General features: G+C 63.6%; 27 protein-coding genes and 2 pseudogenes. 13 read left to right on the top strand and 16 right to left on the bottom strand.

Features of this window, described 5'->3' with window-relative positions; genetic code table 11:
• Window positions 1–2,367: 2,367 nt before the first annotated feature.
• From ACZ5ID_RS24970 to ACZ5ID_RS24920, 11 genes and pseudogenes are all read left to right on the top strand, one after another.
• Window positions 2,368–2,613, top strand: a pseudogene (locus tag ACZ5ID_RS24970) (transglycosylase SLT domain-containing protein); the annotation flags it as partial.
• 441 nt (window positions 2,614–3,054) lie between these two features.
• Window positions 3,055–3,936 (top strand): phage tail family protein, encoded by an 882-nt coding sequence (locus ACZ5ID_RS24965; protein ID WP_468901923.1) that lies wholly within the window; start codon window positions 3,055–3,057, stop codon window positions 3,934–3,936.
• Between the two features lie 2 nt (window positions 3,937–3,938).
• Window positions 3,939–5,312, top strand: coding sequence for a Gp37-like protein (locus tag ACZ5ID_RS24960; protein ID WP_468901921.1), 1,374 nt, complete (start codon window positions 3,939–3,941; stop codon window positions 5,310–5,312).
• Window positions 5,312–6,382: a hypothetical protein gene (locus ACZ5ID_RS24955; RefSeq protein ID WP_468901918.1), complete on the top strand. Its 1,071-nt coding sequence runs from the start codon at window positions 5,312–5,314 to the stop codon at window positions 6,380–6,382. Before ACZ5ID_RS24960 ends, ACZ5ID_RS24955 begins: the two co-directional genes overlap by 1 nt.
• 12 nt (window positions 6,383–6,394) lie before the next feature.
• Window positions 6,395–7,162 carry a hypothetical protein gene (locus ACZ5ID_RS24950; protein ID WP_468901916.1) on the top strand — a complete coding sequence of 256 codons (768 nt, stop codon included), beginning with the start codon at window positions 6,395–6,397 and terminating at the stop codon, window positions 7,160–7,162.
• Between the two features lie 13 nt (window positions 7,163–7,175).
• Window positions 7,176–8,000 carry a hypothetical protein gene (locus ACZ5ID_RS24945; RefSeq protein ID WP_158754259.1) on the top strand — a complete coding sequence of 275 codons (825 nt, stop codon included), beginning with the start codon at window positions 7,176–7,178 and terminating at the stop codon, window positions 7,998–8,000.
• A gap of 335 nt (window positions 8,001–8,335) precedes the next feature.
• Window positions 8,336–9,175, top strand: coding sequence for a hypothetical protein (locus ACZ5ID_RS24940; RefSeq protein WP_468901913.1), 840 nt, complete (start codon window positions 8,336–8,338; stop codon window positions 9,173–9,175).
• Window positions 9,176–9,745 (top strand): hypothetical protein, encoded by a 570-nt coding sequence (locus ACZ5ID_RS24935; RefSeq protein ID WP_030706444.1) that lies wholly within the window; start codon window positions 9,176–9,178, stop codon window positions 9,743–9,745.
• Window positions 9,742–10,023, top strand: a complete 282-nt coding sequence (locus ACZ5ID_RS24930) for a hypothetical protein (protein WP_234323402.1) — start codon at window positions 9,742–9,744, stop codon at window positions 10,021–10,023. The genes ACZ5ID_RS24935 and ACZ5ID_RS24930 overlap by 4 nt, the downstream gene beginning before the upstream one ends.
• Before the next feature lie 307 nt (window positions 10,024–10,330).
• Window positions 10,331–11,428, top strand: a complete 1,098-nt coding sequence (locus ACZ5ID_RS24925) for a LysM peptidoglycan-binding domain-containing protein (protein ID WP_468901909.1) — start codon at window positions 10,331–10,333, stop codon at window positions 11,426–11,428.
• Window positions 11,418–11,708, top strand: coding sequence for a hypothetical protein (locus tag ACZ5ID_RS24920; RefSeq protein WP_453198126.1), 291 nt, complete (start codon window positions 11,418–11,420; stop codon window positions 11,706–11,708). The genes ACZ5ID_RS24925 and ACZ5ID_RS24920 overlap by 11 nt, the downstream gene beginning before the upstream one ends.
• A 195-nt stretch (window positions 11,709–11,903) precedes the next feature.
• Here ACZ5ID_RS24920 and ACZ5ID_RS24915 read toward each other — a convergent pair whose 3' ends face one another.
• The 14 genes from ACZ5ID_RS24915 to ACZ5ID_RS24850 form a co-directional block, all read right to left on the bottom strand.
• The gene (locus ACZ5ID_RS24915) at window positions 11,904–13,352 is read right to left on the bottom strand and encodes a YfjI family protein (protein ID WP_468901906.1); all 1,449 of its coding nucleotides are present in this window, start codon (window positions 13,350–13,352) and stop codon (window positions 11,904–11,906) included.
• A gap of 15 nt (window positions 13,353–13,367) precedes the next feature.
• A complete protein-coding gene (locus tag ACZ5ID_RS24910) occupies window positions 13,368–13,550 on the bottom strand; it encodes a hypothetical protein (RefSeq protein ID WP_158754258.1) in 183 nt (60 codons plus the stop codon).
• A 77-nt stretch (window positions 13,551–13,627) separates the two neighbouring features.
• On the bottom strand, window positions 13,628–14,386 hold the full coding sequence (locus tag ACZ5ID_RS24905; protein ID WP_468901903.1) for a histone-like nucleoid-structuring protein Lsr2: 759 nt from the start codon (window positions 14,384–14,386) through the stop codon (window positions 13,628–13,630).
• Between the two features lie 110 nt (window positions 14,387–14,496).
• Window positions 14,497–14,832 (bottom strand): hypothetical protein, encoded by a 336-nt coding sequence (locus tag ACZ5ID_RS24900; protein ID WP_468901901.1) that lies wholly within the window; start codon window positions 14,830–14,832, stop codon window positions 14,497–14,499.
• A 536-nt stretch (window positions 14,833–15,368) separates the two neighbouring features.
• Complete coding sequence (locus ACZ5ID_RS24895) at window positions 15,369–15,824, bottom strand: hypothetical protein (protein ID WP_468901898.1); 456 nt, start codon at window positions 15,822–15,824, stop codon at window positions 15,369–15,371.
• The gene (locus ACZ5ID_RS24890) at window positions 15,821–16,054 is read right to left on the bottom strand and encodes a hypothetical protein (protein ID WP_030706430.1); all 234 of its coding nucleotides are present in this window, start codon (window positions 16,052–16,054) and stop codon (window positions 15,821–15,823) included. Before ACZ5ID_RS24890 ends, ACZ5ID_RS24895 begins: the two co-directional genes overlap by 4 nt.
• 106 nt (window positions 16,055–16,160) lie before the next feature.
• Entirely contained in the window at window positions 16,161–16,694 is a 534-nt protein-coding gene (locus tag ACZ5ID_RS24885; RefSeq protein ID WP_051836229.1) for an antirestriction protein ArdA, read from the bottom strand.
• Between the two features lie 220 nt (window positions 16,695–16,914).
• Window positions 16,915–17,250, bottom strand: coding sequence for a hypothetical protein (locus ACZ5ID_RS24880; protein WP_158754255.1), 336 nt, complete (start codon window positions 17,248–17,250; stop codon window positions 16,915–16,917).
• Window positions 17,251–17,263: 13 nt separating this feature from the next.
• Window positions 17,264–17,488 (bottom strand): hypothetical protein, encoded by a 225-nt coding sequence (locus ACZ5ID_RS24875; protein ID WP_468901893.1) that lies wholly within the window; start codon window positions 17,486–17,488, stop codon window positions 17,264–17,266.
• A gap of 35 nt (window positions 17,489–17,523) precedes the next feature.
• Entirely contained in the window at window positions 17,524–17,715 is a 192-nt protein-coding gene (locus ACZ5ID_RS24870) for a hypothetical protein (RefSeq protein WP_037805401.1), read from the bottom strand.
• Window positions 17,716–17,717: 2 nt separating this feature from the next.
• On the bottom strand, window positions 17,718–17,963 hold the full coding sequence (locus tag ACZ5ID_RS24865; protein ID WP_158754251.1) for a hypothetical protein: 246 nt from the start codon (window positions 17,961–17,963) through the stop codon (window positions 17,718–17,720).
• 97 nt (window positions 17,964–18,060) lie between these two features.
• Window positions 18,061–18,870 carry a hypothetical protein gene (locus tag ACZ5ID_RS24860; protein ID WP_468901888.1) on the bottom strand — a complete coding sequence of 270 codons (810 nt, stop codon included), beginning with the start codon at window positions 18,868–18,870 and terminating at the stop codon, window positions 18,061–18,063.
• 88 nt (window positions 18,871–18,958) lie between these two features.
• On the bottom strand, window positions 18,959–19,126 hold the full coding sequence (locus ACZ5ID_RS24855; RefSeq protein WP_468901885.1) for a hypothetical protein: 168 nt from the start codon (window positions 19,124–19,126) through the stop codon (window positions 18,959–18,961).
• Window positions 19,127–20,390: 1,264 nt separating this feature from the next.
• The gene (locus tag ACZ5ID_RS24850; RefSeq protein WP_468901882.1) at window positions 20,391–20,600 is read right to left on the bottom strand and encodes a hypothetical protein; all 210 of its coding nucleotides are present in this window, start codon (window positions 20,598–20,600) and stop codon (window positions 20,391–20,393) included.
• A 648-nt stretch (window positions 20,601–21,248) separates the two neighbouring features.
• Between ACZ5ID_RS24850 and ACZ5ID_RS24845 the strand changes: the two are divergent.
• Window positions 21,249–22,544, top strand: a pseudogene (locus ACZ5ID_RS24845) (uracil-xanthine permease family protein); the annotation flags it as partial.
• Here ACZ5ID_RS24845 and ACZ5ID_RS24840 read toward each other — a convergent pair.
• On the bottom strand, window positions 22,526–23,710 hold the full coding sequence (locus tag ACZ5ID_RS24840) for a glycoside hydrolase family 6 protein (RefSeq protein ID WP_468901879.1): 1,185 nt from the start codon (window positions 23,708–23,710) through the stop codon (window positions 22,526–22,528). The pseudogene ACZ5ID_RS24845 and the gene ACZ5ID_RS24840 sit on opposite strands and share 19 nt — an antisense overlap.
• Window positions 23,711–23,818: 108 nt before the next feature.
• Between ACZ5ID_RS24840 and ACZ5ID_RS24835 the strand changes: the two genes are divergently transcribed.
• Window positions 23,819–24,586, top strand: a complete 768-nt coding sequence (locus tag ACZ5ID_RS24835; RefSeq protein WP_468901876.1) for a DUF5995 family protein — start codon at window positions 23,819–23,821, stop codon at window positions 24,584–24,586.
• Between the two features lie 95 nt (window positions 24,587–24,681).
• On the opposite strand, the gene ACZ5ID_RS24830 is transcribed toward ACZ5ID_RS24835, so the two are convergent.
• Entirely contained in the window at window positions 24,682–26,391 is a 1,710-nt protein-coding gene (locus ACZ5ID_RS24830) for a flavin monoamine oxidase family protein (RefSeq protein ID WP_468901874.1), read from the bottom strand.
• Between the last annotated feature and the right edge of the window lie 33 nt (window positions 26,392–26,424).

Here is a 26,424-nt window from a genome sequence, read left to right as displayed (position 1 = left end):
ACACGGCACGCGAAAGGCAAGGCCGGTAAGGGTTCCTCAAAGTCCGGGACTTGGCCTCTCAGCATCCTGGAAGAGCTGTACGACATCGTGAACGTGGGCCCCGGGATCGGGGCCTTCACGGGTGGTATCGGTATGGCGGGTGCCGGTCAGGCCATCGGTGGCGAGACGGGTTCGAACGTTCGCCACTGGGGTGCCCAGGCTGGCGGAGACGGGGCCGGCCGACTGGTGAACGACCGGTTCGGAAAGATGAAGGATTTCATCCTTGAGCGAGTTCCGTCGTTCCTGACCAAGGCTTCTACCGGTATCGGAAACCTGATCGGTATCGCCGCTGGCGGTATCGCACCGACGGCCGGTCAGCTTTTCTGGGATGACGTCTGGAAGGGTGACGGGAATATCCTCCAGCGTGGCGGTCACTTTATGACCGACATGGTGAAGGCGATACCTCAGATCCTAAAGGATCTCGTATCGAATATCTGGGATTCCGGTGCCGAAATCCTCGGCGCCTTGAAGGATGCGATATCCGATCCGGTCGGTTTCTTCGAGGACGCCTTGTCCTCTGTGAAGTCGATGTTCCAGGGCATGGTCGACCAGGTCAAGGAGATGGTCCGCCTACTCCAGGAAATCTGGTCGAATCCCTCCGAATATGCCGAGGAAGTATTCGACAATTTCGTCGTACGCGTCAAGGAACTGATGCCCAACACAAAGGGCCTATTCCAGTTCGCGGACGGCGGAGTCGTCCCCGGCTACTCTCCTGGCAATGACCGCGTTCACGCGATGCTGTCGCCGGGCGAAGCAGTCCTGCGCCCGGAGGCGGCCCGGTTCCTTGGCCACGCGGCCATCCAACGACTCAACGCAGGCGCCAAGTCGGGCTCTCTTTCCTCGCCCTCGAAGTTGGAAAGTGACACTTTCGCCCCCGATGCGAAGGCGTACGAGGAAGTAGTCGCCAAGATCATCGCGTCTCTGGAGGACCTGACAAAGGCCGTGGCGGCTCACCGCTTGGCGTCGGCCGCCGACTGGGACCAGGTAGCGGCGAAGGTCCGGACGGCAGTTGACGGCACGATCACCCCGGCACAGGTCAGGTGGGTCCAGCACATGTCCGGACCCCTGGCCCAGACGGAGCGGGTCTTCCAGTCCACGAACCAGGGCGTCTGGGTCAGCGTGGCGGCCCAGGTCTCCTCGTCAGTCTCGGACGTGTCCAGCTCCCTGACACGGCTCCGCGGCAACGTGGATGCGACCAAGCGGTTCTTCGAGACCTCCGGGTCTGAGATTCGGACCGCGTGGGGACAGGCCATGTCGTACGTGGACTCGTCCACCAGGAGCACGGTCACCGGCCCCTACAACAGGGGTGCTGTGCCGATGCTGTCCTCGATGGCGAAACTGGCCGGCACGGGGGCTCCCCTGTCTCCGGTGCAGTTCTCGACCGGTGGCATCGTGCCGGGCTACCAGCCTGGCGTCGATACGGTCCCGGCCATCCTGTCGAAGGGTGAGGGAATCCTTCGCCCCGAGGTCGTTCGGTCCCTCGGGCCGGACACCATTCTCCGCTGGAACGAGCAGGCCCGAAAGGGCGGCCACGTCTACGCGAAGGGCGGGATTGTCGGCCAGGCCGCGTTCACCGGCCCGACCGGTGCGGACTGGGTGGGCAAGCACAAGGAAGACGATTTCGACGGCTACACCTCCGCCCTCAAGGCCGGGTGGTCGTCGGTCGTCAAGCCGATGCTCGACACCGTGACCCGCACCTTCGGTGTTCCTGGGGACCTCAGCTCCAGGGGCTTCGAGAAGACGCAACCGTGGGCACAGACGTGGACCAAGTGGGTTGATGACCACACCTCCGGGGGTGGCGGTGCGGCCGTCAAGGTCGCCCTGGACGAGTTCCGCACCGAGGCCCCGATGGTGGGCGGCTCCAAGTACAGCCTCGGCACCGGGGAAGCCTGGTGCGCCGACTTCATTTCCTACGTGGTCGATAAGGCCGGGGCGAATACGGCGTACGGAAACAGTCCCCAGGGGGCGCCGCGGAATCGGTGGCCGGCCGTAGCTACCTGGAACGGGGCCATGCGTCACGTGCCGGTTTCGCAGTCCCAGCCGGGTGACCTGATGACCTACCAGGGCAACGGGCACATCAACATCAAGACGGGCTCGGACGAGACGGTTGGCGGCAACGAATCCAACTCGTTGAAGCGCAGTCGGGGCTACTGGCGCAACGCGACAGCGGCCCTGCGGCCCACGGGTGGAGTCGCCTCGACTGACGGTCCCGTATTGAACGCGTGGCCGGGCTCGATCCCGAAGTTCACCGGCACCCTCGGGGGTGGTGTGGACTCCGCGATCGGCCAGTACATCGCACAGGCAATGGGACTGACCAGCGTGAGCGGGCCGAAGTGGTCGGACGGCCTTGCGACGATCATCCGCCGTGAGTCCGGAGGCAACGTCCGGGCGGTGAACAACTCGGACTCCAACGCGAAGGCCGGGACCCCGTCCAAGGGCCTTGCCCAGGTGATCGATCCAACCTTCCGGGCCTACCACCAGGCCGGCACCTCGTGGGACATCTTCGATCCGGTCGCGAACATCTCTGCCGCGATCAACTACATCAAGGCCCGGTACGGCGACATCTCACGGGTTCAGCAGGCCGATCCCACCAAGCCCCCCAAGGGCTACTGGACCGGAACACCGTACGCGTCACCGGGCCTCGCCCTGGTCGGAGAACGAGGCCCCGAGCTGGTCGACTTCCGTGGCGGGGAGAGGGTCTACAACCACGGCGATACCCGAGACCTTCTCGGTAACCGATACGAAATCCACATCCACGAAGCCAAGGCCGAGGACACCACTCAGGCAGTGATTCGCGGACTTCAATACGTGGAGACCATGTACGGAATATAGCGGGAACGAAAGCCCCGGCCCCATCGGCCGGGGCTTTCGCTTGCCCCGAATTGAATGAGGTGCGCTATGCCAGTTCCGGGATACAGGCAACCCAAATGGGAAGAGAACATACCCGTTGTCGGGAAGCCCCCGTCCCCGGATGTCTGGGGGCACACCAACGTGACGATCACCGGGCACAGTGGTATGGGCGAGACCATCTCCCTCACCGACTTCTCCGGCCGGGCCTGGCCGGCCATCTTCCTCCAGGACGGCGCACAGGGCCTCGACATGCCTCCCATGGAGGTCTTCTCCGACACGAGCCCCAACCTCGACGGAGGCTCCTTCCGGTCCACCAAGGCCGCGGCTCGGGAAATCATGCTTCCGCTCTACCTGTACGGCGTGGACCGTAGGACTCTTCTCCGGTTGAAGCGGAACCTCACTCGGACCTTGAACCCGAAGAACGGGCACTGCGTACTTCGCTTCACCGAGGGCGACGGCACGTCCCGATACATCACCGCCTACTACAAGGGCGGCATGGAGGGCAAGGAAGGCCCCGACGACGCCGGGTTCACCTGGTGCCGGTACGGCGTCCAACTGACGGCCTTCGACCCCTGGTTCTACGGAGCCAACGAGGTCATGGCCGAGTGGAAGACCGGAGCGGGGAAGGTCTTCCTCAAGGGGCCGGGCAAGCCCTTCCTGCCCATGGAGATAAGCCGGGGCACGATCACCTCCTCGGGTGTACCGGTCAGCAATCCGGGCGATGTCGAATGCTGGCCCGTGTGGGAACTGGTGGGACCTATCCGGTCCTTCACCATATCCAACGAGGACGGGCAGAAGTTCGGCATCAACAAGGGAGACGGAACCAGGGACATCATCGCCGGAGATGAGGTCCTGACCGTCGACACCCGTCCAGGGTTCAAGACAGTCCGCAGCAGCACAGGTAAGAACTTCTGGCCCGATCTCGACAAGGCGCCGTCCCTGTTCTCAATCCCGTCTGGCGAATCCAAGGTCAGCGTGAAGATGAACCCGGGAGCATCCAGCGCGGCTCTTCGCCTACGGATGCTCCCTCGATACGAAAGCTACTGACCATGGGATACCGAATTGAGGTACGCGACAGGAACCTGAACCGGATAGGCGAGCTGGACACATGGATGAAGATGGACCTGGTCCTCCGTTTGAACCGGGCCGGCTCCTGGCAGCTCCTCGTACGCGATGGGACTCCACAGGCGAAGCTCCTGGAGAAGGGCGGGGGGATCGCCGTCTGGATGGACGAGCGCCCCGACAAGCCAATCTTCTCCGGACAGATCGAAACCTTCCAGAAGTACTGGACGACCGAACAGCACACCGGAGTTGGGTCCGTCTACGTCGGCGGGAAATGCGACAACAAGGTTCCCTACGGATACCTTGCCCTTCCTGGCACCACTGGCGAGGGCGACGCCCGCAAGGTACTGCCCGTCGACCAGCAGTGGAAGGGAGAGGACCGCCGGACCTACGGGTTCGAGGCGGGTCAGGCGTTGTGGGTCGAGTACGACTTCGCCTTCGGCAACCGCGGCCTGCCCGGCCGCAGGGTCCCCGGGGTGGACATGGGCCCGAAGCCCACCACGGCCGGCCTCCCCCCGAAGGTCGGCAAGCCGATCGGTGGGACCCTCCGCTACGACTCGATCGGCACCCTCGCGGAGAACTGGACCAAGGAAGGCGAGATCGCCTACCAGTTCCTCTGGAACCCGGACACACGAAAGATCGAACTAACCGTCTTCGCCCCTGCCGACAAGTCGATGGACGTCCGCTTCTCACCCGAGCTGGGGAACCTGCGCGAGTACATCGCGACCCTGACGGCGCCCCGCGTAACGCGGGTGGTCGTCGCCTGCCAGGGCGAGGGCCAGGAGCGCTTCATCAAGCAGTTCCCGGAGAAGTCCGCGCTGGACGACGACGGTCGGCCGCTGTGGGTGAACGACCTCACCGCGGACGAGCGGGAGTGGGGCTTCGTCATCGAGCAGTTCGTAGACCGGCGCGACGTACCGCTAAAGACAGGCAAGGACGGCGGGCCCGAGCTCGTCACGAAGCTCACGGACGGCAAGGAAGACCTCGGCACAGACCCGGATGGGAAGCCGTGGAAGGACAAACCCACAGCCGTGAAGCACTACCTGGACTCCATCAAGTCCGCAGCTGATGGCGTGTTCAAGGAAAACCAGAAGAACGGCAACTTTCAGGTATATCCCATCGAAACCCCGCAATGCAGGTTCGGACGGGACTACTACCTGGGAGACAAGGTCAGCGTCGATATCGACGGAGAGACCTATGTCGATGTGGTGCGAGAGGTAACCATAACCGTTGAGGACGGCGGTCGCGTCTCGACCGTTACGCCGAAGATCGGTGAACAGGGAACGGGTGAACCGCTCAACCTCTACAAGCATGTGAGTGAGCTTCGAGAGAAGCTGCGCAAGCTGGAAGCGAGACTGTAATGACGGAGACCAGTTACCCCTTCGAAAAGGATGCCGCGGGCGGTGGCCGTACCGCCGTCACCCAGAACGACTGGCAAAGCATGGCCTCGATGTGGTCTGGCGACCGGATCAACATGTTGCTGACCTCAAGCAACCTAGTGCCCGAGGCCATGCCGTTCTACGCTCGCGTGACCGACGTGAACACGATCACCGTGCAGCCGGGCGAGGCATTCGTGGGCGGCTTCTATTACAAGCTGGACGCCCCGGCCGCGATCCGCATCGACAGCAACCTGTCCAAGGACAAGGCCCGCGTCGACCTCCTTGTCCTCCGCGCAGACCTGGCGAAGGGGGCGGTGAACCTCGCTGTCCGACGCGGCGCCGAGTCCACCTCTCCGAAGATCCCGAAGCCGGCCCGACAGCCGGGCGGCGAATGGGAACTCCCCCTGTACGTCATCCGCGTTCCGAAGGGCGGGGGCGGCAACCCCGTCGCAGAGCCGGTCCACCCCTATATGACTGGCGACGACGCTGCCTCGGTCGCCCCTGCTCAGTCCGTCGCCTACCACCAGCCACAGGGCACCTTCATCCGATGCCTGGACCCGAAGAACCAGTACGAGGCATTCAACGGCTCGGACGGATACACCGTGACCCGGGACCTTGGAGCGACGAAGACCTACACGCCCAAGATCCTCAATACTCGCGTCAGCACGGATGACAAACTCCAGGCGCGAGGGCGGTGGAGGTGGATCGCCCCCAATACGATCTGGTACTCCGTCGACATCGCCAACAGCACGGCAACCGATTTCTGGAACAACGCCCAGGACGACTGCATATCGTTCACGCTTCCCATGCCGTTTCACGGCGACATCGGGCAAGTTCTGTCGGGACAGATGACGAACGGCGGATACGACGCGGGAATGTCCAACTTCGTTGACCTCCGCGGCTACACGTGGGGGGGCAACCGTACCAACGTCGCACGAATCCTCTATCAGAATCCCAAGTATCTCCATGAGGGACTTGACTATCTGCGGGTGTTCCCCCGAAATTCATACATCCTCTTCTCCGGCGTCTACGAAACGCAGGGACTCGCCTAACCAGGAGATCCGATGGCACGCAACTACTTCGGCGGTACCTCGGCTGACGTCGCAGAAGACGAGGCTGGTTCCCGACTTCCCAACCTCCCCGGCCGGGTATACCTGACCGCCACCGACCCCGACCCCGTCAAGGACGTCCTGGGCCCCAACGACGAGCCCCTGGACGGCCTCCTCTCCGACGAGCGCGGCATGATTCCTCAGTTCCAGGGGCCTGACGGAACCGAACAGCTCTGGGTTGACTTCGGCAAGGGCCGCACCATGCTGACCGCCAACAACGTCGGCCTGCGCTTCCGATCGCACCTGATGCCGAATGCCGACCCTCACGGCGACCGCGCCTACGCACGTGAGCTTCTGGATCAGGCCGTACTAAAGACCGGCCGAAATGACTGTCGGACGATCCCATCTGATGCACTGTTCAACGTTGATGTACCCGCCGGCACCAACGACGTAATCCGCATGAATCGTGACGGAAAGATAGGCACGAGCCTCAAGTCCAGTGGCGCTCTCTACCTTGATCCATTCAGCGATAACACTGCACTGGTCATTAACAGTACCAACATGACCGATGCCAAGCCGTTGATCACCTTGAACGGGAGCACACCTTCCACGCTCCGAGTCATGAAGAACGGTGACATCCGAACCAGCGGCGCCTTGATTTCCGCCTCACCGGTTCAGGCTCCGAATGTAGGCGACGCCCGCGTATTCTCCGGTCCTGCTGATCCCGCCACGCTGGGAATCACGCTCCGACCCGGTGACGTTTGGGTTTCCTATGGCGTCTAACTACAACCGCGTAATGCAGTGGACCGGTACAGCCTGGCGCGAGGGTACGAAGAAGATGTGGGACGGATCCAAATGGACCGACAAGCCCGCGGTGAAGGTCTGGGACGGACAAGCGTGGATGTTCAAGTACCCGGATCCAGTTCAGTATCCGTCCTTCCAGGCAGCCAACGGGGCACCCAAGGAAGACAGTGAGTATCGGACGTACAAGCTCCCCACAGGCGTCCGCCTTGGGGACTTGGTGGTATCCATCTGCGTCGCCAGGAACGATATGCCGCAGCTCCTGAACCCCACCCTGTCCATACCGCAGACGAAACGGCTGGCAACTGGGTCCTGGATCGCCTGCGTGGTCTTCCGGTACGACGGGCCACGGGAGCTGAGCGACGGCGAGTCAGTCAGGTGGCGCATCCCTGCGGGGGGTGACTCGACGGTCGTCAATTATGTATACCGGTTCGCGAGCACAATGAATCTTCCTGTCACCCCCCTACAAGAGATCAAGGAATACAAGAACGTATTCGAAGTGCCGATGAACTCTCCTCGCGGAAATACATCTCTCTTCACTGTCATTTCCGAGTCCAAGAATCTTTCTACAGTTCAGTTCCCGGAGGGTCTGATTTCGCGCCATTCCATCGGGGGAAAGTTCGGCGAGAATCAGATACGAGTCCACGCGGCTGACACACCGGGTTCAGGGGCAAGCGTAGGCACCGCAAAACTCGATACGACAGTGCCGGCCGCAGCGGTAGTCACCATCAAGATTCCCGGGGCTGATGACGGCCTCCCAACTTGGATCCTGGGCGACGCAGCGGCTTCTGTACTCGGCAAGACTACGTATCTCCAGTGAGGTGAACTATGCCTAAACCGACTCTCACGAAGTGGCAGTCCCGAGAGATTCCCAGCCCCGCCCTACTGAATGCCCGCCTGACGTTGCCGCAGAAGTACTACGCCAAGATGCCGTACTTCTCGGCCCGTGGCGTTAGCGTTGGAAGCTCATTCCCTGGTGGAGTTCCGCCGAATCAGGCCCTCATGGCGGGCCAGCGTCGGGATATCACCTGGGACAGTTCTCGACATAACCTAAACGGATTTACCAGTGGCGACAACATCCGATACCGAATACCCGAAGATGGCGTCTACCACATCACCTTCAACGCCTCAGTGTGGGGGAACACTGTCCGCAACGTGGGAGAGAACCTGAACGCCTACATCACCGCGGAGGGTTCGGCCGGGCAGGGCGCTACCGGAGTCATCGCTCATACGACGTACCAGCATCAGCAGGCCAACGGCTACACAACCATCCGCGTCAGCGTGACCGAATACTTCACCAAGGGAAGCTCTGTTCGCGCGCAGATCTATCTTGACTCAGGAGCTACGGGCACATGGGGAATCGCCGCTAACAACTACGACGCCAATTTCAATGGTTTCATGATCAGCCCGAGCGACAACGGCTGGGCACAGCCGGCCGTCAAGCCTCCCTCGCTGTCCGCATGGAAGGACGACAGGGTTGTAAGCGTCTCGGACATGAACGAGACAAGCCGCGATGTCTTTGCCCACCTAGAGAACAGACCACGCTTCACGGCCCGAGGCACGTCCTTCAATGTCGCATCCGGCCAGGAGAAGGTTGCCCTCTCCTGGTCCGGAATGTACGCCAACGATCCGGGTTTCGTGCTGCAACGGCTCACCGACGGATATGCGGACCAAACCGCAATCACAGTCCCCTACTCGGGGATGTATCTGATCCACTTCTTCTGTTCTGCGAAACACGCGGATGGCACGGAAGCTGCGTCTTACGGCTTTCAGTTCAAGATATACGGGAATAGCGATGAAGCCCGAATCCTTTCCCAGAATAGTACGACCCGCATCAACCAGGACTGTTCCGTTGCCGTGGACGACCTTGTCTACCTGACGGCCGGCGAAGTGTTGAACGTCCGCTTCTACGGCTGGGGGGCAAATACCCGCTGGGTGAGCGGGGACGGCGACGGCCGAATCAGCACCTTGGGAGCCGTCTACATGGGGGCCTAAATGCTCACTTACCCTTCCTGGTCCTCCCGGCAACTCCTGTCGGCGGTGGACATCAATCCGTACACCTACGTGAACAATCAGCAACTGACCAGTCCCAGCGCCTTCCGCGTGAAGGGTCTGGATTCTCTGGCCAACTTCTCCGCCAGAACCGAAGCTAAGTGGGACACCTGGGACTTCCAGAGGCAGGGTTGGACGTCTCCGAATATGGCCAAGTTCCGTTGCCCGTCGACTGGCACCTACTTCATCGCGTCCAACCTGACCTTTCGCCCGCCGAGCGACATGGACGGCAAGAAGTCCGCGATGCTCGACAGTGTGGTCACCGTTCAAGCCCCACAGGACGACAGCACGAATGACGTGCTCAAGGCTCTGAACAGCACGAAGATTATCGGTTCCTACTTGAGTATAAATTGCTCCGGTTTGGTCCACCTCATCGAGGGCTCTTTCGTGTCCGTCCGCGTGGCCGGCTGGGGTGGCGAGTGGACCAAGGCCGCCTCCGAGAACAAGAGCTCTTCCATGAACTCCTTCGCTGCGGTTCAAATCGCTCCCGACGCAAAGGGGTTGGCAGGTTGAACACCACCACACTCATTCTCAATACCTTCGGCCTATGCGGCATCCTCGCCACCATCGTCGGCGGCTTCGTTGTCGTGCGAGCCACGAAGGAAGCCAAGACCGCCGAAGTTTGGAAGGCCGAGGCCGAAGCGCAGAAAGCTCGCGGAGACCGGCTAGAGCTGGACCTGACCGAGATCAAGGACCGCCTCAAGCGGATCGAGCAGGAGAACGCCCGGCTCATCCAGATACTCACCGCGATCGATCCCGAACGGCTGGTCGTTCTGCGCCGAAACGAATGAACTAACTAACCGCTGCCGGTTAGTTCACGCATAGGGCTGCCCATCAGGGCGAGCCCTTTTTTCATGCCCGAAAGGCGGAAACATGAGTCAGGTTACGCAGGTTCTATCCATAGCGAAGAACGAGGTCGGCTACCGCGCGGAACGCGCAGCCGGTGAACGGCCCTCGGGCCACCAGAAGTACTCCCCACAGGTCCCGGGCCTTGAATGGTCGAACTATCAGCCTTGGTGCGCAACTTGGACGAGTTGGGTTGCCATGAAGGCTGGCGTCGCCAGTCTCTTTCCCCGTACCGCTAGCGTCTGGACCGCGATGGAGTGGTTCAAGCAGCGGGCCCGCTGGAGTGAGTATCCCGCTGTGGGGGCCCAGGTCATCTACGGCACCTCGGGCAGTACGCACACCGGACTTTGTTACGCGTACGACGACACCTACATCTACACCTACGAGGGCAACACCAGCCTCTCCAACGACGCGAACGGCAACGGCGTCATGGCCCGCAAGCGTCTTCGCCGAGATTCCTACGTCCACGGCTACGGTCTACCGCAGTACAGCGAGGGCATCGTCACCGCGGACCCCTCGAAGAAGGGCAAGCTTGGCTTCGCGTACGCGGCTACCGCTTCGACGCCGGCCTCCGACTCGGGCGGCTCCACTGGTGTCCCGAGCGGCAAGTACAAGGTGAGCAAGGGGCAGACTCTCGGGGCCGTAGCAGCCTTGCTCGGCGTCTCCCTGGCGGCCCTCCTTGCAGCCAACCCGGACATCAAGAACCCGGACGTGGTGTACCCGGACCAGGAGATCAACGTTCCGGCGAAGCCCGCTACGCCCACCCCGACCGAGAAGCCGACCGAGAAGCCGACCGTGCCTCCGCAGAAGCCGGAGCCTTCCACGCCTCCGGCCAGTGGGGGCACCTACACGGTTGCCAAGGGTGACTCACTCTCCTCGATCGCCGAGCGGTTTGGCGTGAGCCTGGCCCAGCTCACGAGCTGGAACGAGGGCCTGGCCGCCAACCCGCATCTGATCTACCCCGGCCAGAAGGTGAAGGTCCAGGCAGGCAAGCACGCTGCCACCCCGATCGCAGTGAAGGAACCGAAGACCCGTGAGTATGCCCGCCCCTCGAAGCCTGTTGCGCCTGCGATTCAGAAGCCCTCGCAGGATGACCGTTTGGCACGAATTGAGCGCGAGCTCCGAGAGGTCAAGGACAAGCTCAGCGAAGTCTCCGAGAAGCTCGACAAGGTGACCCCCAAGCCCGATCCGAAGCCTTCGGAAAGGCCGAAGCCGGATGTCGAGGCCAAGCCGAAGGAGCCGAAGCCGGACGTGCCAGCTCCGGTCCATCCCGAGGTCTCCAAGCCCACAGACGTCCCCGTTGTCCCCCAGCTCGTCATCCCGACCCCGGAGGTCACCCATGTTCCGTAAGCACGTCGTGCGCCTGCTTGGCGCCCTGGCCGCCCTCACTCCGTGGCTGGTAATCCAGTTCCCGGACATCCCCTGGGAGGCACTGATCCCGTTCTCGCTCGCACTGCTCGGTGGTGCCGAGGTCGTACAGCGCGTCGAGGACCGTAAGACGGAGACCGCACTCTTCGAGCCCTCCCCCGAGGAATCCGCCTCCGCCGCACACCTTCGACTCGCCCTCTACGAGGCGGGACTTGCAGCCTCGCCCAGCACCTCGAAGGCACCTCTCCTCGATCGAGAATGAACTAACTAACCGTGGTACATAGGTTGGTACAAAATTGATAGCAAAAAAAGGCCGGGACCCCGTCAGGGGTCCCGGCCTTTTTTATTTGGTCAGACGGTCAGTCCTTCCACTTACCATCGGACCACTTCCTGACCAACATGGAAAAGCGGCCCTGCACGATGCGTGCGGGCCGCTTCTGTGGCATCTGGTCCGGACTCACAGGAGCCCAGCAAGCGGGTTGGCGCTCTCCTCCTTCGGAGGCTCGACCGCCTTCTTCGCGGCTGCCTTCCGCGGGGCCGTCCTCCGTGCCGGCTCGCTCGCCTTCGTGGAGGGTGGCGGTGTAGCAGCGGTCTTCCGCTGCGGCGGGACTACGGTCAGCTTGGGCCGCTCCTCCGCCTCCGTCTGCTCCTGGGCCTGCTGGACGGCTGGCCGCTCATGCTCGCGCGTCGCGTCCACGAACCTCACCACCACGGGCTTCGGACCCCCCTTGGCGGAACCCGCTCGCTTCTCCATGACGACATCAGGCATCGCCTCGATGGCGGCCTCCATCGAATCGGCGTTACCTCGCGTACCGAGGGACCGCAGGATCAGGGTCCGCGTCGCCTCACCCCCATAGCGGGTCAGCGACTCTCGAATGATCTGCTCGACAGACTTCATCTGCCTCCCGGTGCCCTGCTGCGATTCGTTGACGAGCTGTTCCGTGCACGCCATCGAGTACTCGATCATGGCCTCCGCAGCCTCCCACGCCTTGACGGAGATCACCGTCTTGCGTTCGGCGGCCACCAGGAGACAGGCAATCCGCAGAAGGTTCTCGTCGCCGCGCTCGAAGAAGCACGAGACCGCCTCGGGCAGGGACGCCATGCGCGCATCGAACGCCTTCCGATATGCGTCATGCCGATCGGCCGCTTCCGGAGACAGCTCCATCTCGCGAGCCTTTTCCCGTGCCCAGCGGTAGGCCCGGGTGAGGGCCGGCGTCTCCTTCACGGCGTCGAGCGGCCTCTTGACGCTCGAAGGCAGAGACTTCGACTGGGACACCACGAAGTGTGGGATGCGGTTGAAGGCACCACCGAGAGCAAATTCGGGCTTGACCAGGGGCGCCCATCGACCCGGCTGAATGTGCACGTGGTAGCCGAGAAGGGGTACGTCGATCCTCTGCTCCTCGCGCTTGCCGCCCTTGCCCTTGGTCGTGTTGACGACCGCTTCGCCATCCCAGGCGTTGATCAACTGGTCATGGTAGGTCGCATCGCGATTAGCCCTCTTGAGGACGGAAGCCCATTCGCCTTCCGCGATCATTACCCGCCCGTCCCTGCCCTCCTCCGAGGTAAGGGACTCCTGCTCGACCTCGAAGAGGGCCGTCACCAGGGACGGCCCGCTGCTGATGCCCTTGCGCATCCGGGTACCGAGGAAGCTTCCGATGGAGGGGTCCAGGACCGCTCGCGCTGTAGCGAGCGCGAAGCCCTTGCGTCCCACCCTTGTCCGGCCTACAAGCGCCGACCAGAAGACGGTCGGCCGGCCCGACGGCTGGAATACCTTGCCGGCCACCGCAGCGGACCAGAGAGACAGCGTGGCGGCGTACACACCGATCGGGTCCGCCTCCGAGTGCGGCATTGCCGCTGCGACTGCCTTGCCCAGGGGGCCGTACTGCATCGCCTTGAACGTGGTCACTTTTACTTCTCTCCCCTAAGCCGCGACGGCCGCGACAGAACCGAACAGATCCTCGAAGTAGGCCGCGAACTTATCGCCGTGCTCCTGGCACAGGTCGTAGCTCACCGAGCCTATAGCAAGCTCGATCACCCCTATTTGCTCTCTCCCTTTAACTGAGCAGGCGTCACAAACGACCGCTTCGACCACTTTCCGCGCCATGCGTCCTCCTATGACCGATAGACCATGGCCAAAAGGCCGTCCTTTCGGACGACCTTTGACCAAAAACCATCGGTTGGTTATGCGTTGTCCCTCTGTACGCGAACGCCGTACGCGTACCGGCCGAAGGGCGTGATGAAGTCATCGCCGTCGATGAACTCGAAGTTCAGGAGCCTCGCGCCCGAGGTTCCGAGCCCCTTGATCTTTCCGTTCTTGACCGGGATGTCTCCGGCGAGCTGGCCAAGTACGTTGAGGTTGAAAGGTGTAAGGGCGTCGATTCGCTCCATGAGCGTCATCTCTGCGATCTTGTGCGTCCGCTCGCACCCGGAGCCCTCACGCTTCGCCCAGTTCTTCTCTCGCCCGGCAGGAACGGGCAGCTCCTTGTAGTGGTTGGCCGCCTCCTCCTCGCTCACGATCAGGTCGACAGCATCAGATGCCGTTACCTCACGCTCGATGCCGTTCGGCTGCGACGCCTGGCCACCGGCCAGGGTCGTCCTGTACGCCTGCTGCACGTCCAGAGGGATGCGCCCCCGGTTGGACAGCGTGTACCCCTGCGTCTTGGCCCAGGCCCGTACGGCCTTCGCGTCCAGGGCGTCACCTTCACGAGCGGAAGGGCGGGCCGCGGGACGGCCGGCCTGGGCCTGGTGGTGCTCCACGCGCCGTGCGGCCCCCTTGTACGGGGCGAGCAGTTCCCGGAGCGTGTCCGCGTTCGCGTCGGTCAGGTCGATCTCGTACAACGTCCCGTCGATCCCGAAGAACACCGTTCGGATCTCGTAGGGGTTGGTGGTCTCGGTGCCGTCAAGGTCGTCTATGTAGGTCGTGATCTGCTTCGTGGCCATGGTGTGTCCCTCTGTTCGTCCGATCGTGTTTCGATCAGCCATGACGAAGGGCCCGGCCGAAGCCGGGCCCTCATCAAAGCCACCGAAGCCGGTTAGCCGTACTTCTCCTCTTACTTTCCTTGGACTGGGTTGGGGTGTTCGGCATCAGGGCCGGGGCAGTGGCGGACTGTGCACCAGTGCAGGCCCGCGAAGGTGGCACCGCCCCAGGCGACCAGGGCACCAGCGGCCAGCCCTCGGGCGAGCGCGTTGAACGCCTTCGCCGTCTGTCCGCGCTTGGTCGACCGGAACTGCAATACGTCGCCATGTGACCCGACGATCGTGGCGGACCCCGCCGCGATGCGGATCAACTCCTCCGGCGATCGAGAGGCGAGCTGCGTCATGTGCAGCGGGACCGCCACACGAAGCGACTCGACCAGGACCACGTTTTCGGCTGCGGCCTCCATCACTGCGGCCTCCCCTTGCGTACTTCCCGCATGGGAATGGAATGCTCGTGACCACCGGTCAAAATGGTTCCGTCATCGTGGTAGGTGCGAGGCGTCCGGATTGCGAGCGTCATGATCCGAGCTTGATGCTCGTCTTTCATGTGGCGGACCGTGCCGCCTACGACGTGCCCGCATACCATCTCGCCTGTGTAGACATCGGGGCCGTGTACGAGAATCCCGTACCACTGCACAAGCACCGTGGGCGTGATCATTCGGGCTTACCTGCCTTCGTCCACTCGTGGTGCCAGTGTTCAGGGTCCAGGGAACGGCCGGCCTCGGCGCTGGCCTTGGCCCATGCCGCGTGACTCTCGGGGTAATACACCCGCCAGTCGTCCACGAACCTCATGGCCCAACAAAGCGAGTCGAGTCGTTCCGACAGGTCGGCCTCGACCAAGTAGGCACGGCCGTTGGTGTCATAGACCCACTTCTTCGATCCGGGGGCGGAAGCTCGCCAGGAGTCGGCAGCGTTACGGATCACTGTTTGTTCAGTCGGTCGCACTTCATCGCTCCAGTTCGACCGGATCGGCAGCGAAGAACTTCACGTAGAGCGCCTTCAACTCAGCGCGTCGCGCCCGACGTTCCGGACGGTTGGACGTGCCGGGGAGGACGGCCACCACGCGATCCAGCAACAGATGAAGCGTCCGCCTTCGGATGTGTACGGCACATCGCTCACACGCCGCCCACGGCTCGGAGAACACATGTGTGTTGGGTCCCTGGATCATTACGATTGCTTTTCGTGTCTCGAAGATGGCCGCCGTGGTACCGGCAGAGCAGAAGTCGCAGACCTCGGCCAGCCGTTCAGGGTCAACGGGAACAGGTGCCGGATCGTGATCCCAGGTGACCCCCTGCCAATCCGGGTGGCGGAAGGACACATCGCGGAAGACCGTCCCCACATGCTGATTCAGCGCGACGCAACAAACGTCACACATTCGACGGTCGGGGGCGAAGAAGTTCATGCGGCGACCCCATCGAGAATGAGCGCGGTCCGGGAGTCGAGGAAGGCGGACACCGCTTCCTTCACCAGCATTTCAGCCACGGCAGGCGGGCAGTGGTAGCCGTTCGCGGCTATGCCACACATTCCCCAGACCACCTCCATGTGAGCCATGCGGTCATCGTGCGTCGGCTGGTGCGCAGCCTCTTCCGCTTCCTCGCGCACCGCTGCGCGGTCACCCTCATACGCCTTCATGCGTCCCACTGTGTAAGTTCCTTCCCTGCTTCGAAGTGAGTCATTAGAGACTCGAAACCAGGGGCTCACATTCCAACTTGAGCCCCTGACTTCCAGCCGCTATGCCTCAGTAGTCCCGGACGAAGTGCCAGGTACCCGCACCCTCGTAGAGCGCAGTCTCACCACAGATCAGCCGTTCCTCGGCCTCACTGACTGCGATAGCCCGCATGTGACTGTGGTACTGCTTCGGAAGCTCATCCCAGAAGTGGTCTTCCTCCGCCAGGATGTACGCGGCGTATGCGTTCTCTTCCGGCCCAATCTCTTCTGTGACCGTTCCGATGAACCGGTCTTGGCACGTCTCGTAGAGGTCGGCGACATCGACGTCCCCATGGAAGTGGCGGACAATCACGGCCGGGAAGTCATCCAGAGCGAGCGCAATCAAGTGCAGATCTTCCAAGGACTCGTACTCGCCGAGTTCCAGGCCCCCGAAATCATCGTAGTCATGTATCGCAAACTCTTCCGCCCCCGGTATCGGCGAGGCGTCCAACATGAGCTGAATCTCGTGACCGATTGAGTCCGGGTCTTGGGTGGCATCGATCCATTCGCCGTGAAGGATTCCGTTGTTGTAAGACGCGAGACAGGCGGCGTAAATCTGGTGCATGGTTAGCGGACCTTCCAAACATCCTTGAGTGGGATCACGTTCATATCGTGCGAGCGCTCTACAGGCGCCGTATCGTACGAGCCCTGAATGACCACGTGCGTAATGTTGTCGCGTTTCATTTTGGGTGCGCCGTAAATGACTCCCCGGATCGTTCCGGCGAGCTTGTGTCCGAACATCGACCGGTACCTGACTGGCATACCGATTTGAACGCTGGCGGGGGTTACCATCCCGACCACCACGAGCGAACCTCTTCGGGCTCTTCCTCGTAGTTCTCCCGGATCACTTCATCAAGCGACGCGTTCGGATTTTCGAGGACGTGCAGGACCGCATTTACGACCATGTTCATCAGGTCCTGATCACGTTCTGATCCGGCCAGCTCTTCCGCAACGAGATCCACGCCAGCGTTCACCGCCGTCGAGATATCTTCCCGAGTCCAGACGTAGACCGTCTTGTGAACTCCAGCCCGAAGCGTTCCCGCATGCTTGCCCACTTTCACGATTGAAGGCGCGAGCGCTTCGAGAGCTGTCCCACGGCCGGCCTGGGGTTCCTGGTGCATCAGTGTCACTGTCTTACTCTCCATCTCGTACGAGCGGTGCATGGCCGTGCATGATTGCGATGTGTTTCAGGTAGGTCGCGACACTCTTGCCGAGCAAGGAGTCCGCCTCTTCATCTGCGAGGTCACTCGCATCGCAGGCATTTTCAGCCCAGACATGGAAGACCACCGGGTCGTCATGTCCACCGGTGGCGCGGACCTTATCCGCCCCCTCCTCCCACCAATCCGATTCCCAATCCATGACTACGGTGTAGGGCCGCTGCGAACCAACGCGCATCACGCACCGTCCTTCAAGGTCACGTCGTTTATGTATCGCTCGTCGGCATCGTCGTAATAGCGGTGCTCCTCGGATACAGGAAGGGCCTCCCAGAAGTCCCAGGCCGCTTCGGTGGCCTCTTCCTCACTTTCCGCCTCGACCTCAAATCGATATGTCACCTGCTGGACATATTCAACTGCGTACGTCTTCATGATCAGCGGCCCTCAATCCACGTACCGGTTTCGTCCATACGCGCCGCACCTGTCAGGAATCCAGCCGCCTCACTGCGCCCCTTCATGGGCACATAGATTCCAACATGGTCACCCTTCACATACTGAATCAACCCACGATAGGTACCAGCCTGACGACGGCTGTACTCGCAGTACGGAAGTCGTACCTGCACCCGCTTCCCGTAGGTCAGCTTTTCGCGGTCCATCTGATTCAGGTGAGTTGTCTTCATTGACTTACCCTTTCGTTCGCACTCTCGCCTGTCTGAGAGTCCATAGCCGCGCCCGCATGTCACATTCCAACTTGCGGGCCCGACTAAAGGCCATCAGCTATGCAGCCATTCGGTAGGGGTAGCGAGCCCTGGAGCACTTGACGCAAGCCCGCATCATGACTTTCACTTCTGCGACGCTTCCATACGATCCGGAATGCTTGAGCGTGTCGACGTAGACACTCAAGCAGTCACAGTCGCCTTCGGCGTAATCCTCCGTGCAACCCCAGCAGAGCGCACTAACCTTTTCCGTCTTCAACCACTCATCACAGTGCAAGCACTTCTGATACCCGAGATACCCCATCGCATCTTCTACGTCGCATGATGAGCAGTTAGAGCAATGCGGGACCTCAGGCATATTGTTGATGACGTCCCCAGGCTCAACACCCGTGGGCAAGGTGTATTGGTCCGCAATCATCGCGCATGCACCGTCCCACTCCAGTTCGGACAGTCGCTCATCATCGAGAATGGGATACCCGGCCAACTTGTTGGATATCTGGCGGGCAATCCTTAGTCCTCGGATGTCGCCAGCATCGAAGGCAACCAGGCCGCGCCAGTCCCAATGCTCGACTCCGGCCGCGTCAAAGGCAGCGTGCGCGGCCTCTGCGTTGACCCTGATTACATTCTCTCGACAGTCGCAGTTGTAGTAGCCCCCCGAATTCCAATCAGACAGGGGTGACCCGTCCGAGTCTTCGATAAGTCCGAACCCCTTGGCTACAGTGAGACCTTCCACACTGTCGCGCATGTCCCACATGCCATACATTCCGAACTCCCCGCCACCATAGGTGTGCGGCGAACGCTCGGCATACTCACGGGCGAATCGGCTGATGCGAAAGCCCTTACGGGGTGAGTCGTCCGCAATCTTTCCCATAGTTGCTCCCTTGTTTTCCTCGCTACGAGCTAGCGAGCCATAGCCAGTCTCACATTCCAACTTGTGAGCCTGACTAAGGCGCCCTAGATCACTCGTTACCAGTCAGGCATGCGTTACCCATGCCATCTTCGATGCGCTCTCCCGACGGTCGACACAGGGCATCCGCGAAGCCGTCGTTGTACGTCGCTACCACATCAGCCTGAATCGCTGTTTCTGCATAGAGATATCCCCCCATGAAGGCCAGGGTGGAGAACATGAACACACACAGCATGAGTACGGCCCTGTCGCGCATCCTGCATGCCCCTCTCGCTTGTTCTGAGTGCCTTACTGTCACTCACCCCCACACATCCACTCTCAGACGCTTAGAGACGCACTGCGGGCCGTTGCTCATGGCTTTGGTCCTGTGCGCTGGATACGTCGTATCGATTGGGTGTGTGAGAGTCAATCTCAGTAGTGCATTGATCTATCCATGCCGGGGCGATCACATCCCGCTATCCGCTCACTCTCCTATGACGTACTCCGAACCACGCTGCAACACATGCAGATATAGGGACGGGCGCTCTAGGTTCATCCCGGTTATTCGCTTCGCCGGGTGTGGCCTATGTGATGTTCCTAGTCGGTTTCCCTGTAAGCCCTAGGGGCTCTTACACAGGGACCTAGTCCTAGTACCTAGGTTGTGGTCCGTACTGCCTTTGGGAGCCGTTCTAGCGCTCCTGTCGCGGCCCTGACGCCCGGATTCAGATTCAGGCCCCGTATCCACATCCCCGCTTGGCGGGTGGGTCTCGGTTGGCCTTTCCGGTCGGTGTCTCGCTGACAAGAAGAACACTGTCACACTCCAACTTGACTGTCCACCTCATGTACGCGTCAACGTTATGTATCACCCTTTGTATCAATAGGCCCCGAGCCCTTGTTATCAAAGGAGACGCACGCGAAACCACACAGCAGGCTCAATGTCAATAGTGAAACGAATGATTACCGTCACACAAATAAGGCGGTGGATGCATAGTGGATACGGCCTGTCTATGTGGAGACACCACAATGGATGGCCTTACCCTCTAGCCACTCCCTACACAATGCGCTCACCTAGAAGCCCGTGCCCCATAGTGACGCAATACACATCTCCACTGCCCTCTATCGCATTCCTTCGTGTGCTAGCGCGTCAATAGGATATGACGTTCACCACTCCATATCGATACGTGACGACACTGCGCGCGGAGTGCGTATCTCGTAACGCTCCGGATGTGCTCGAATACCTACCGATTACAGTTAGTTCATGCAGTCTCAGGAGATATTGACCGCTAGTTGGAATGTCGCCAGAGATATTGCGCATTCGCTCGCCGCCTAATGAATGAACTAACTCACCCGCACGTACACACATATACATATGGGGGTAATACCTGTGCATTCATTCAAAGGACCCACCAGGGGTGCCTTCCTCCCATCGTGTACGGGTATGAACTAACTAACCGCGGAAGCAAGAGAGGCGCCTGCCGGCGCCTCTCTGTCCCCTTCGACCCCCCTTACTGTTTACGCAGCCCGAATCCCAGGATGGCCGTGGCGAGTAGATCGTGAATCAACGTCTCCCCTTCTCTCTTCGACGCACACGAACGTGATTTCTCAACTCCCCCGATATTCACGGTCGCTTGCCACCTTCCGAAGGTGTCCTGATGGACCCCTCCGAGGTTCACCCAGGCTTTTCCATCTTCATCGATCTTGATCCGGTCATCCATGTCGACACCTTATCAAGGTGATCTAGGTCTCATTGGGTTGTTTCGGTGTCCATGCAGAGCCCTTGAGACACCGACATTTCTTGTGAGGGGGTTACATACCCCCGAACAGCCGGGGAGGCGCGAGACCCGCGCCGAGATGGTCACCCAGCTCGTATCCCCACCCCGCCCCGAAGCGGGGGTGGAGGTTGAAGCATCACCCATGAATGAATGAACTAACTGCCACACAAACGTTGATACAAAGTTGAGCCTCGTGAGTATCGAAACCCTTCTGGCAAAGATCATCTTTGGCTAACATCGGGCTATGGAACTCGGTGAACCCATGGCGATAGGTGGTAGGTCCCTCCCGCAGCCGGCCTGTGAGGAGCGCAGCGCGGCAGACGTGTTCCTGCTGAACACGCTCGCCAACATCGCGGCGTGGCGAGGTGCTGAGGGGGCTTCCAAGGTCGAGGAAGGCGCCCAGGACGAGGTTGCGGTGCGGCTGACCCCTCAAGAGTTCGAGCATGTGATGAGGCTCCTCGCGGGGGACGGTTCGGGCCTCTCCAGGGGGATCTTGGAGGCTGTCACAGACCCCGAGCAGGAGCGTCTAGGCAACGTTTCCGCAGGTGAGTGGGTGTCTCTGCCTCTCCCGACCTCTCATGATGTACTGTCGGAGCCACATTCGTGGCGCCCGTCCTCATGGGCCTGGACCCCAACCTCGCGATCATGATGTCCGGTGTCGCCACGGTCATCTTCCTGCTCGCCACCAAGGGCCGGGTCCCCAGCTATCTGGGCTGCTCGCTCTCCTTCGTCGGCGTCGCCGCCACGATCCGGGCCACCGGCGGCACCAGCGCCACCGTCACCGGCGCGGTCCTCGTCGTCGGCGCCGTCCTGTTCGCGGCGGGCCTCGCGGTGCAGCGGTTCGGCGCGCGGGTCATCCACGCCGCGATGCCGCCCATCGTGACCGGCGCGGTCGTCATGCTGATCGGCTTCAACCTGGCGCCGGTGACGGCGGCCACCTACTGGCCGCAGGACCAGTGGACCGCGCTGCTGGTGATGCTCTTCACCGGCCTCGCCGTGGTCTGTCTGCGCGGGTTCTGGTCCCGGGTCGCGATCTTCCTCGGACTGCTCTTCGGCTACGGGATCTCCTGGCTCTTCGACCGCGTCCTCGGCAGGATCCACTCCGTGCCCGGCTCGGGCGAGGCCACCGACCACTGGCGCCTGGACCTCTCCGGCGTCGGCAGGGCCGACTGGATCGGCCTGCCGTCCTTCCACGCCCCGCACTTCGAGTGGTCCGCCATCCTGGTCGCCCTCCCCGTGGTGATCGCGCTGATCGCCGAGAACGCCGGACACGTCAAGGCCGTCGGCGAGATGACCGGCGACGACCTCGACGACAAGCTGGGCACCGCGATCGCCGCCGACGGTGTGGCCTCGATGCTCTCCACCGCCGTCGGCGGTCCGCCCAACACCACCTACTCCGAGAACATCGGCGTCATGGCCGCCACCCGTGTCTACTCCACCGCCGCCTACTGGGCCGCCGCCGGATTCGCGCTGCTCTTCGGCGTCTGCCCCAAGTTCGGCGCGATCGTCGCGGCCATCCCCGGCGGCGTCCTCGGCGGCATCACCGTCATCCTGTACGGCATGATCGGCCTCCTGGGCGCCCAGATCTGGATCAACGCCGGGGTGGACCTGCGCAACCCGCTGAACCTGGTCCCGGCGGCGGCGGGCATCATCATCGGCATCGGCGGCGTCAGCCTGAAGTTCACCGACGACTTCCGCCTCAGCGGGATCGCCCTGGGCACCATCGTGGTCATCACCGGCTACCACGTGCTGCGCGCCCTGGCCCCGGCCCATATGAAGGAGCAGGAGCCGCTGCTCGACGAGGGCACGTCGTCCTACGGCGAGCGCGATGACGAGCGCGGCGACGGGCAGGGGACGACGGACGGGCCTCAGCGCGCCAAGTCGTAGGCGTAGTCGGGGGCGAAGGTGCCCGCCGCGCCCCGGCAGCCGTCGGACTCGCCGGGCACCTTCACCCACAGATAGGCGTCGACGCGCGCCTCGCCCGTGTGCGTGGTGGGAGCGCGTCCCACGGCCCGCCCCGCCGGGTCGCACCACTGCCCGTCCGGCGGCGCGCCCCTGCCGTTACGGCTGGTGTCGATCACCGCGCCGAGCCGCGCGGGCCCGCCGAGCGCCTTGAGCACCCGGCGCGCGTACGCCACCTCGTCCACCGTGGCGTTGAAGTTGGAGACGTTGGTGAAAATGCCGTCGCCGCTGGTGGCCGCGCCCGCCGCGCGCAGCAGCCCGGCCATCTCCCCGGCGTCGCGCCAGCCGGAGTGGCCCGCGTCGAAGTACACCCTGGCCCGGGCGTCCGCCGCGTGGAGCGCGCGCCCCGCCCTGGCCAGCGAGGCGAACCGGGCGGCGCGCTCACCCTCGGAGAGGCAGTCCGACTGGGCGATCGCGTCCGGCTCCAGGACCACGACGACCGGTGAACGCCCGAGCCCCGCCGCGAAGTTCCCCATCCACCTGTCGTACGCGGCGAGGTCCGGCGCGCCGCCCTGCGAGGCGCCGCCGCAGTCCCGGCCGGGTATCGCGTACGGGACGAGCACCGCCACGCTGCCCTGCCCGGCCGCCGCCGAGGTCACCGCACGCACCTCGCGCGTGATCGAGCCCGGGTCGTACTCGGTGAACCAGACGGCCGTGGGCCGGTCCGCGATCCGGCGCTCGATCAGCGGGCGCCGGGGGTCGTCGGGGTGCGCCCGGACCCAGTCGAGGACCTGCGAGTCGGGCGAGCGGTAGAGCGGGGCGGAGATCGCGCCCGGTGCGGGCGAACGGGTGGCGGAGGGCCGGGGAGCGGCGGACGGCCGGGCGGGGCGCGGGGTCGCGCGCGTGGGCGACGGGGCCGCGGACGCCGGGGTGGGGACGGCGGGCAGGGTCACCACGGCGGACGAGACGGACGGTGCGGGCCGTGCCGTGCCGTGGCCCCCGCCCCCGAGGGCCGTCACCGCGCCCGAGACCGCGCCGACGCCCACGACCGCGCAGGCCAGCGCCACCATGGCGGTGCGCCGGGCGGCCGAGCGGCGCGCGGCTCTGTCCGCACCGCGCCGACGCGCGCGTGCGGGCGGTGTTCCCGACAACCGTGAACTCCCCTTCTCCCGGGCCCCACTGGCCCCCTGTTCACCCGTTCCGGGGAAGCCCCGGGCACGGCGGCGTCCCCGGAAGCACCGGACTGGGACGCTGCCCCCATGGTGCGGATCGGAGAGCGGGCAGGTACCACGGGGCTCGCCGGGGCGTCGGTGGACACCGTAGCGGGGCGGATGCGGGCGCTGCGCGCGAGCCTGCCTCCCAAGGACGGCCTGGCCGTCTTCAACCGGGTCTATCTGGCGGTCACCGAGGAGATCGGCCGCTCCCTCACCCGGGGCGCGTTCGAGGACCCGGGGGCCGCGGCGACGCTGGACGTGCTGTTCGCCGGACGCTATCTGCGGGCGGTCGACGCGGTGGCGGCGGGGGCGCGCCCGCCCGCCTGCTGGCGGCCCCTGTTCCAGTACCGGCGCCACCCGGGCGTGCGCCCCCTGCAGTTCGCGCTCTGCGGCATCAACGCCCACATCGGGCACGACCTGGCACTCGCCGTCGTCGACAGCTGCCGCGCCCTGGAGTGCGGGCCGGACGGCCTGGAGCGGGACTTCGAGCGGGTCGGCGACATGCTGGTGGCGCTGGAGGAGCGGGTGCGCGAGGAGCTGATGCCGGGGCCCGACCTGCTGGAGGTCGCGGATCCGCTCACGCATCTGCTGGCGTCGTGGAGCCTGGAGCGGGCGCGCGACGCGGCCTGGTCGTCGGCGCGGCTGCTGTGGCGGCTGCGGGAACTCCCCGACCTGTTCCGGGAGTTCAGGGAGCGGATGGACGCGGGTGTCGGCCTGGTGGGGCGGTGCCTGCTGACGCCGTACGCCGCCCCTTCCACCGCGCGAGGAGTTCACCTATGGCGATCCCACCCGGACTCGGCCCTTCCGGGGTGAGCCGTCCCGCCCGGCGGGGCCGCGAGCGGGCGACGGCACGGAAGGGGCCCGGGGACCGCGACCCCCGAGCCCCCCGCGCACGGTCCGCGCCGCCGTCAGTCCTCCGGCAGCTCGACCGGCGCGATCTCGTCGTACAGGTCGCCCGGGCCGGGGTTGGTGCCGTCCGTCGCGCCGCCGAGGTGGTGCATGACGCCCCACACCGCGTTCAGGGCGGTCTGCACCGCGCCCTCGGCCCAGCCGGCCGTCCAGGAGATGTCGTCGCCCGCGAGGAAGATGCCCCGCTTGTCCTCGGGCAGCGAGTCCTGCATGAAGTGCGTGAACAGACGGCGCTGGTAGCGGTAGTGGCCCGGCAGGTTCGCCTTGAACGCGCCCATGAAGTAGGGCTCGTTCTCCCACGAGACGGTCACCGGGTTGCCGATGATGTGCTTGCGGATGTCGACGTTCGGGTAGATCTCGCCGAGCGACTTGAGCATGACCTCCATGCGCTCGTTCGCCGACAGCGGCAGCCACTTCAGGCTGTCGTCGCACCAGGTGTAGGAGAGGCAGATGACCGCCGGCTTGTCCGGGCCGTCGTCCAGCAGGTAGGTGCCACGGGTCATCCGGTCGGTGAGCGTCATCGACATGACGTCCCGGCCGGTCGGATTCCCCCTGTCGTCGACGGCCTTGTCCAGCCAGAACGGCCGGTCCACCGGCACGAAGAGCTTGCTCGACTCCATGTAGTGGGTGCGCTCGATCGCCGTCCAGTGGTCGATCGGGAAGAGCGAGTCATCGCACTCGATCTTGGAGAGCAGCATCCAGGACTGCGCGGTGAAGATCGCCGCGCGGTAGGTGCGGATGTCGCCCGACGCGTCGGTGACGGTGATCCGGTTGCCCGCGGTGCGGGTCAGACGGGTGACCGCCGGGCGCGGCGCGCCCTCGTGCAGCGAGGAGAGCGAGGTGCCCTGCGCCCAGTGGACGATCTTCTCGGGCTCGCGCTCCCACAGCCGCAGCGGCAGCTGCTGGGAGCCGCCGACGATGCCGCGGTGGTGGTCGTCCGCCTCGGTGTAGACGACGCGCAGGATCTCCAGGATGGAGTTGGGGAAGTCGGTGTCCCAGCCGCCGGTGCCGAAGCCGACCTGACCGAAGATCTCGCGGTGGCGGAAGGACTTGAAGGCCTGCGAGTCGCAGAGGAAGCCGTAGAAGGTCTGGTTGTCGAGCTTCTCGACGAGCTTGGCCCAGATCTCCCGGATGCGCGGGACGTCCCGCTCGCGCATCGCGGTGTTCATGTCCGAGAAGTCGGCGCCCTCCTCCAGACAGGCGTTCCACGCGGCGGCCACGTCGCGGTAGACCTGCGGCAGGTCGGCGATGGTCTCGGCGTAGTGCGACTCGCCCTTGAGGTCGACGACGGTCGAGGGGGTGGCCTCGGCGAGCGGGTTCGGGAACGGCTCGGTGACCAGGCCGACCAGGTCGATGTAGTGCTGGAGGGCGGTCGAGGAGGGCGGGAAGCGCATCGCGCCCATCTCGGCGGTCAGACCGTCCGTGCCGGGGCCGTCGAAGCCGACGGTGCGCAGCCGTCCGCCGATCTGGTCGGCCTCGTACACGACGGGCTTGAGGCCCATCTTCATCAGCTCGTACGCCGAGATGATGCCGGACAGACCGCCGCCGATGACGGCGACCTCGGTGCCGTGCTCGGTCGCGGGTATCTGGCCGAGCCCGGCCGGGTGGGCCAGGAAGTCGTCGTACGCGTAGGGGAAGTCCGGACCGAACATGGTGATCGGCGGCTGGCCGTCGGCGTGCGGGACGGCGGTGGGCACCGTGGACGTCATGGGGTACGGACTCCTTGCACAGTACGAGGGGGG

Source organism: Streptomyces sp. NPDC031670 (assembly GCF_055580545.1).
This window is presented reverse-complemented; position numbering and strand designations above follow the sequence as displayed.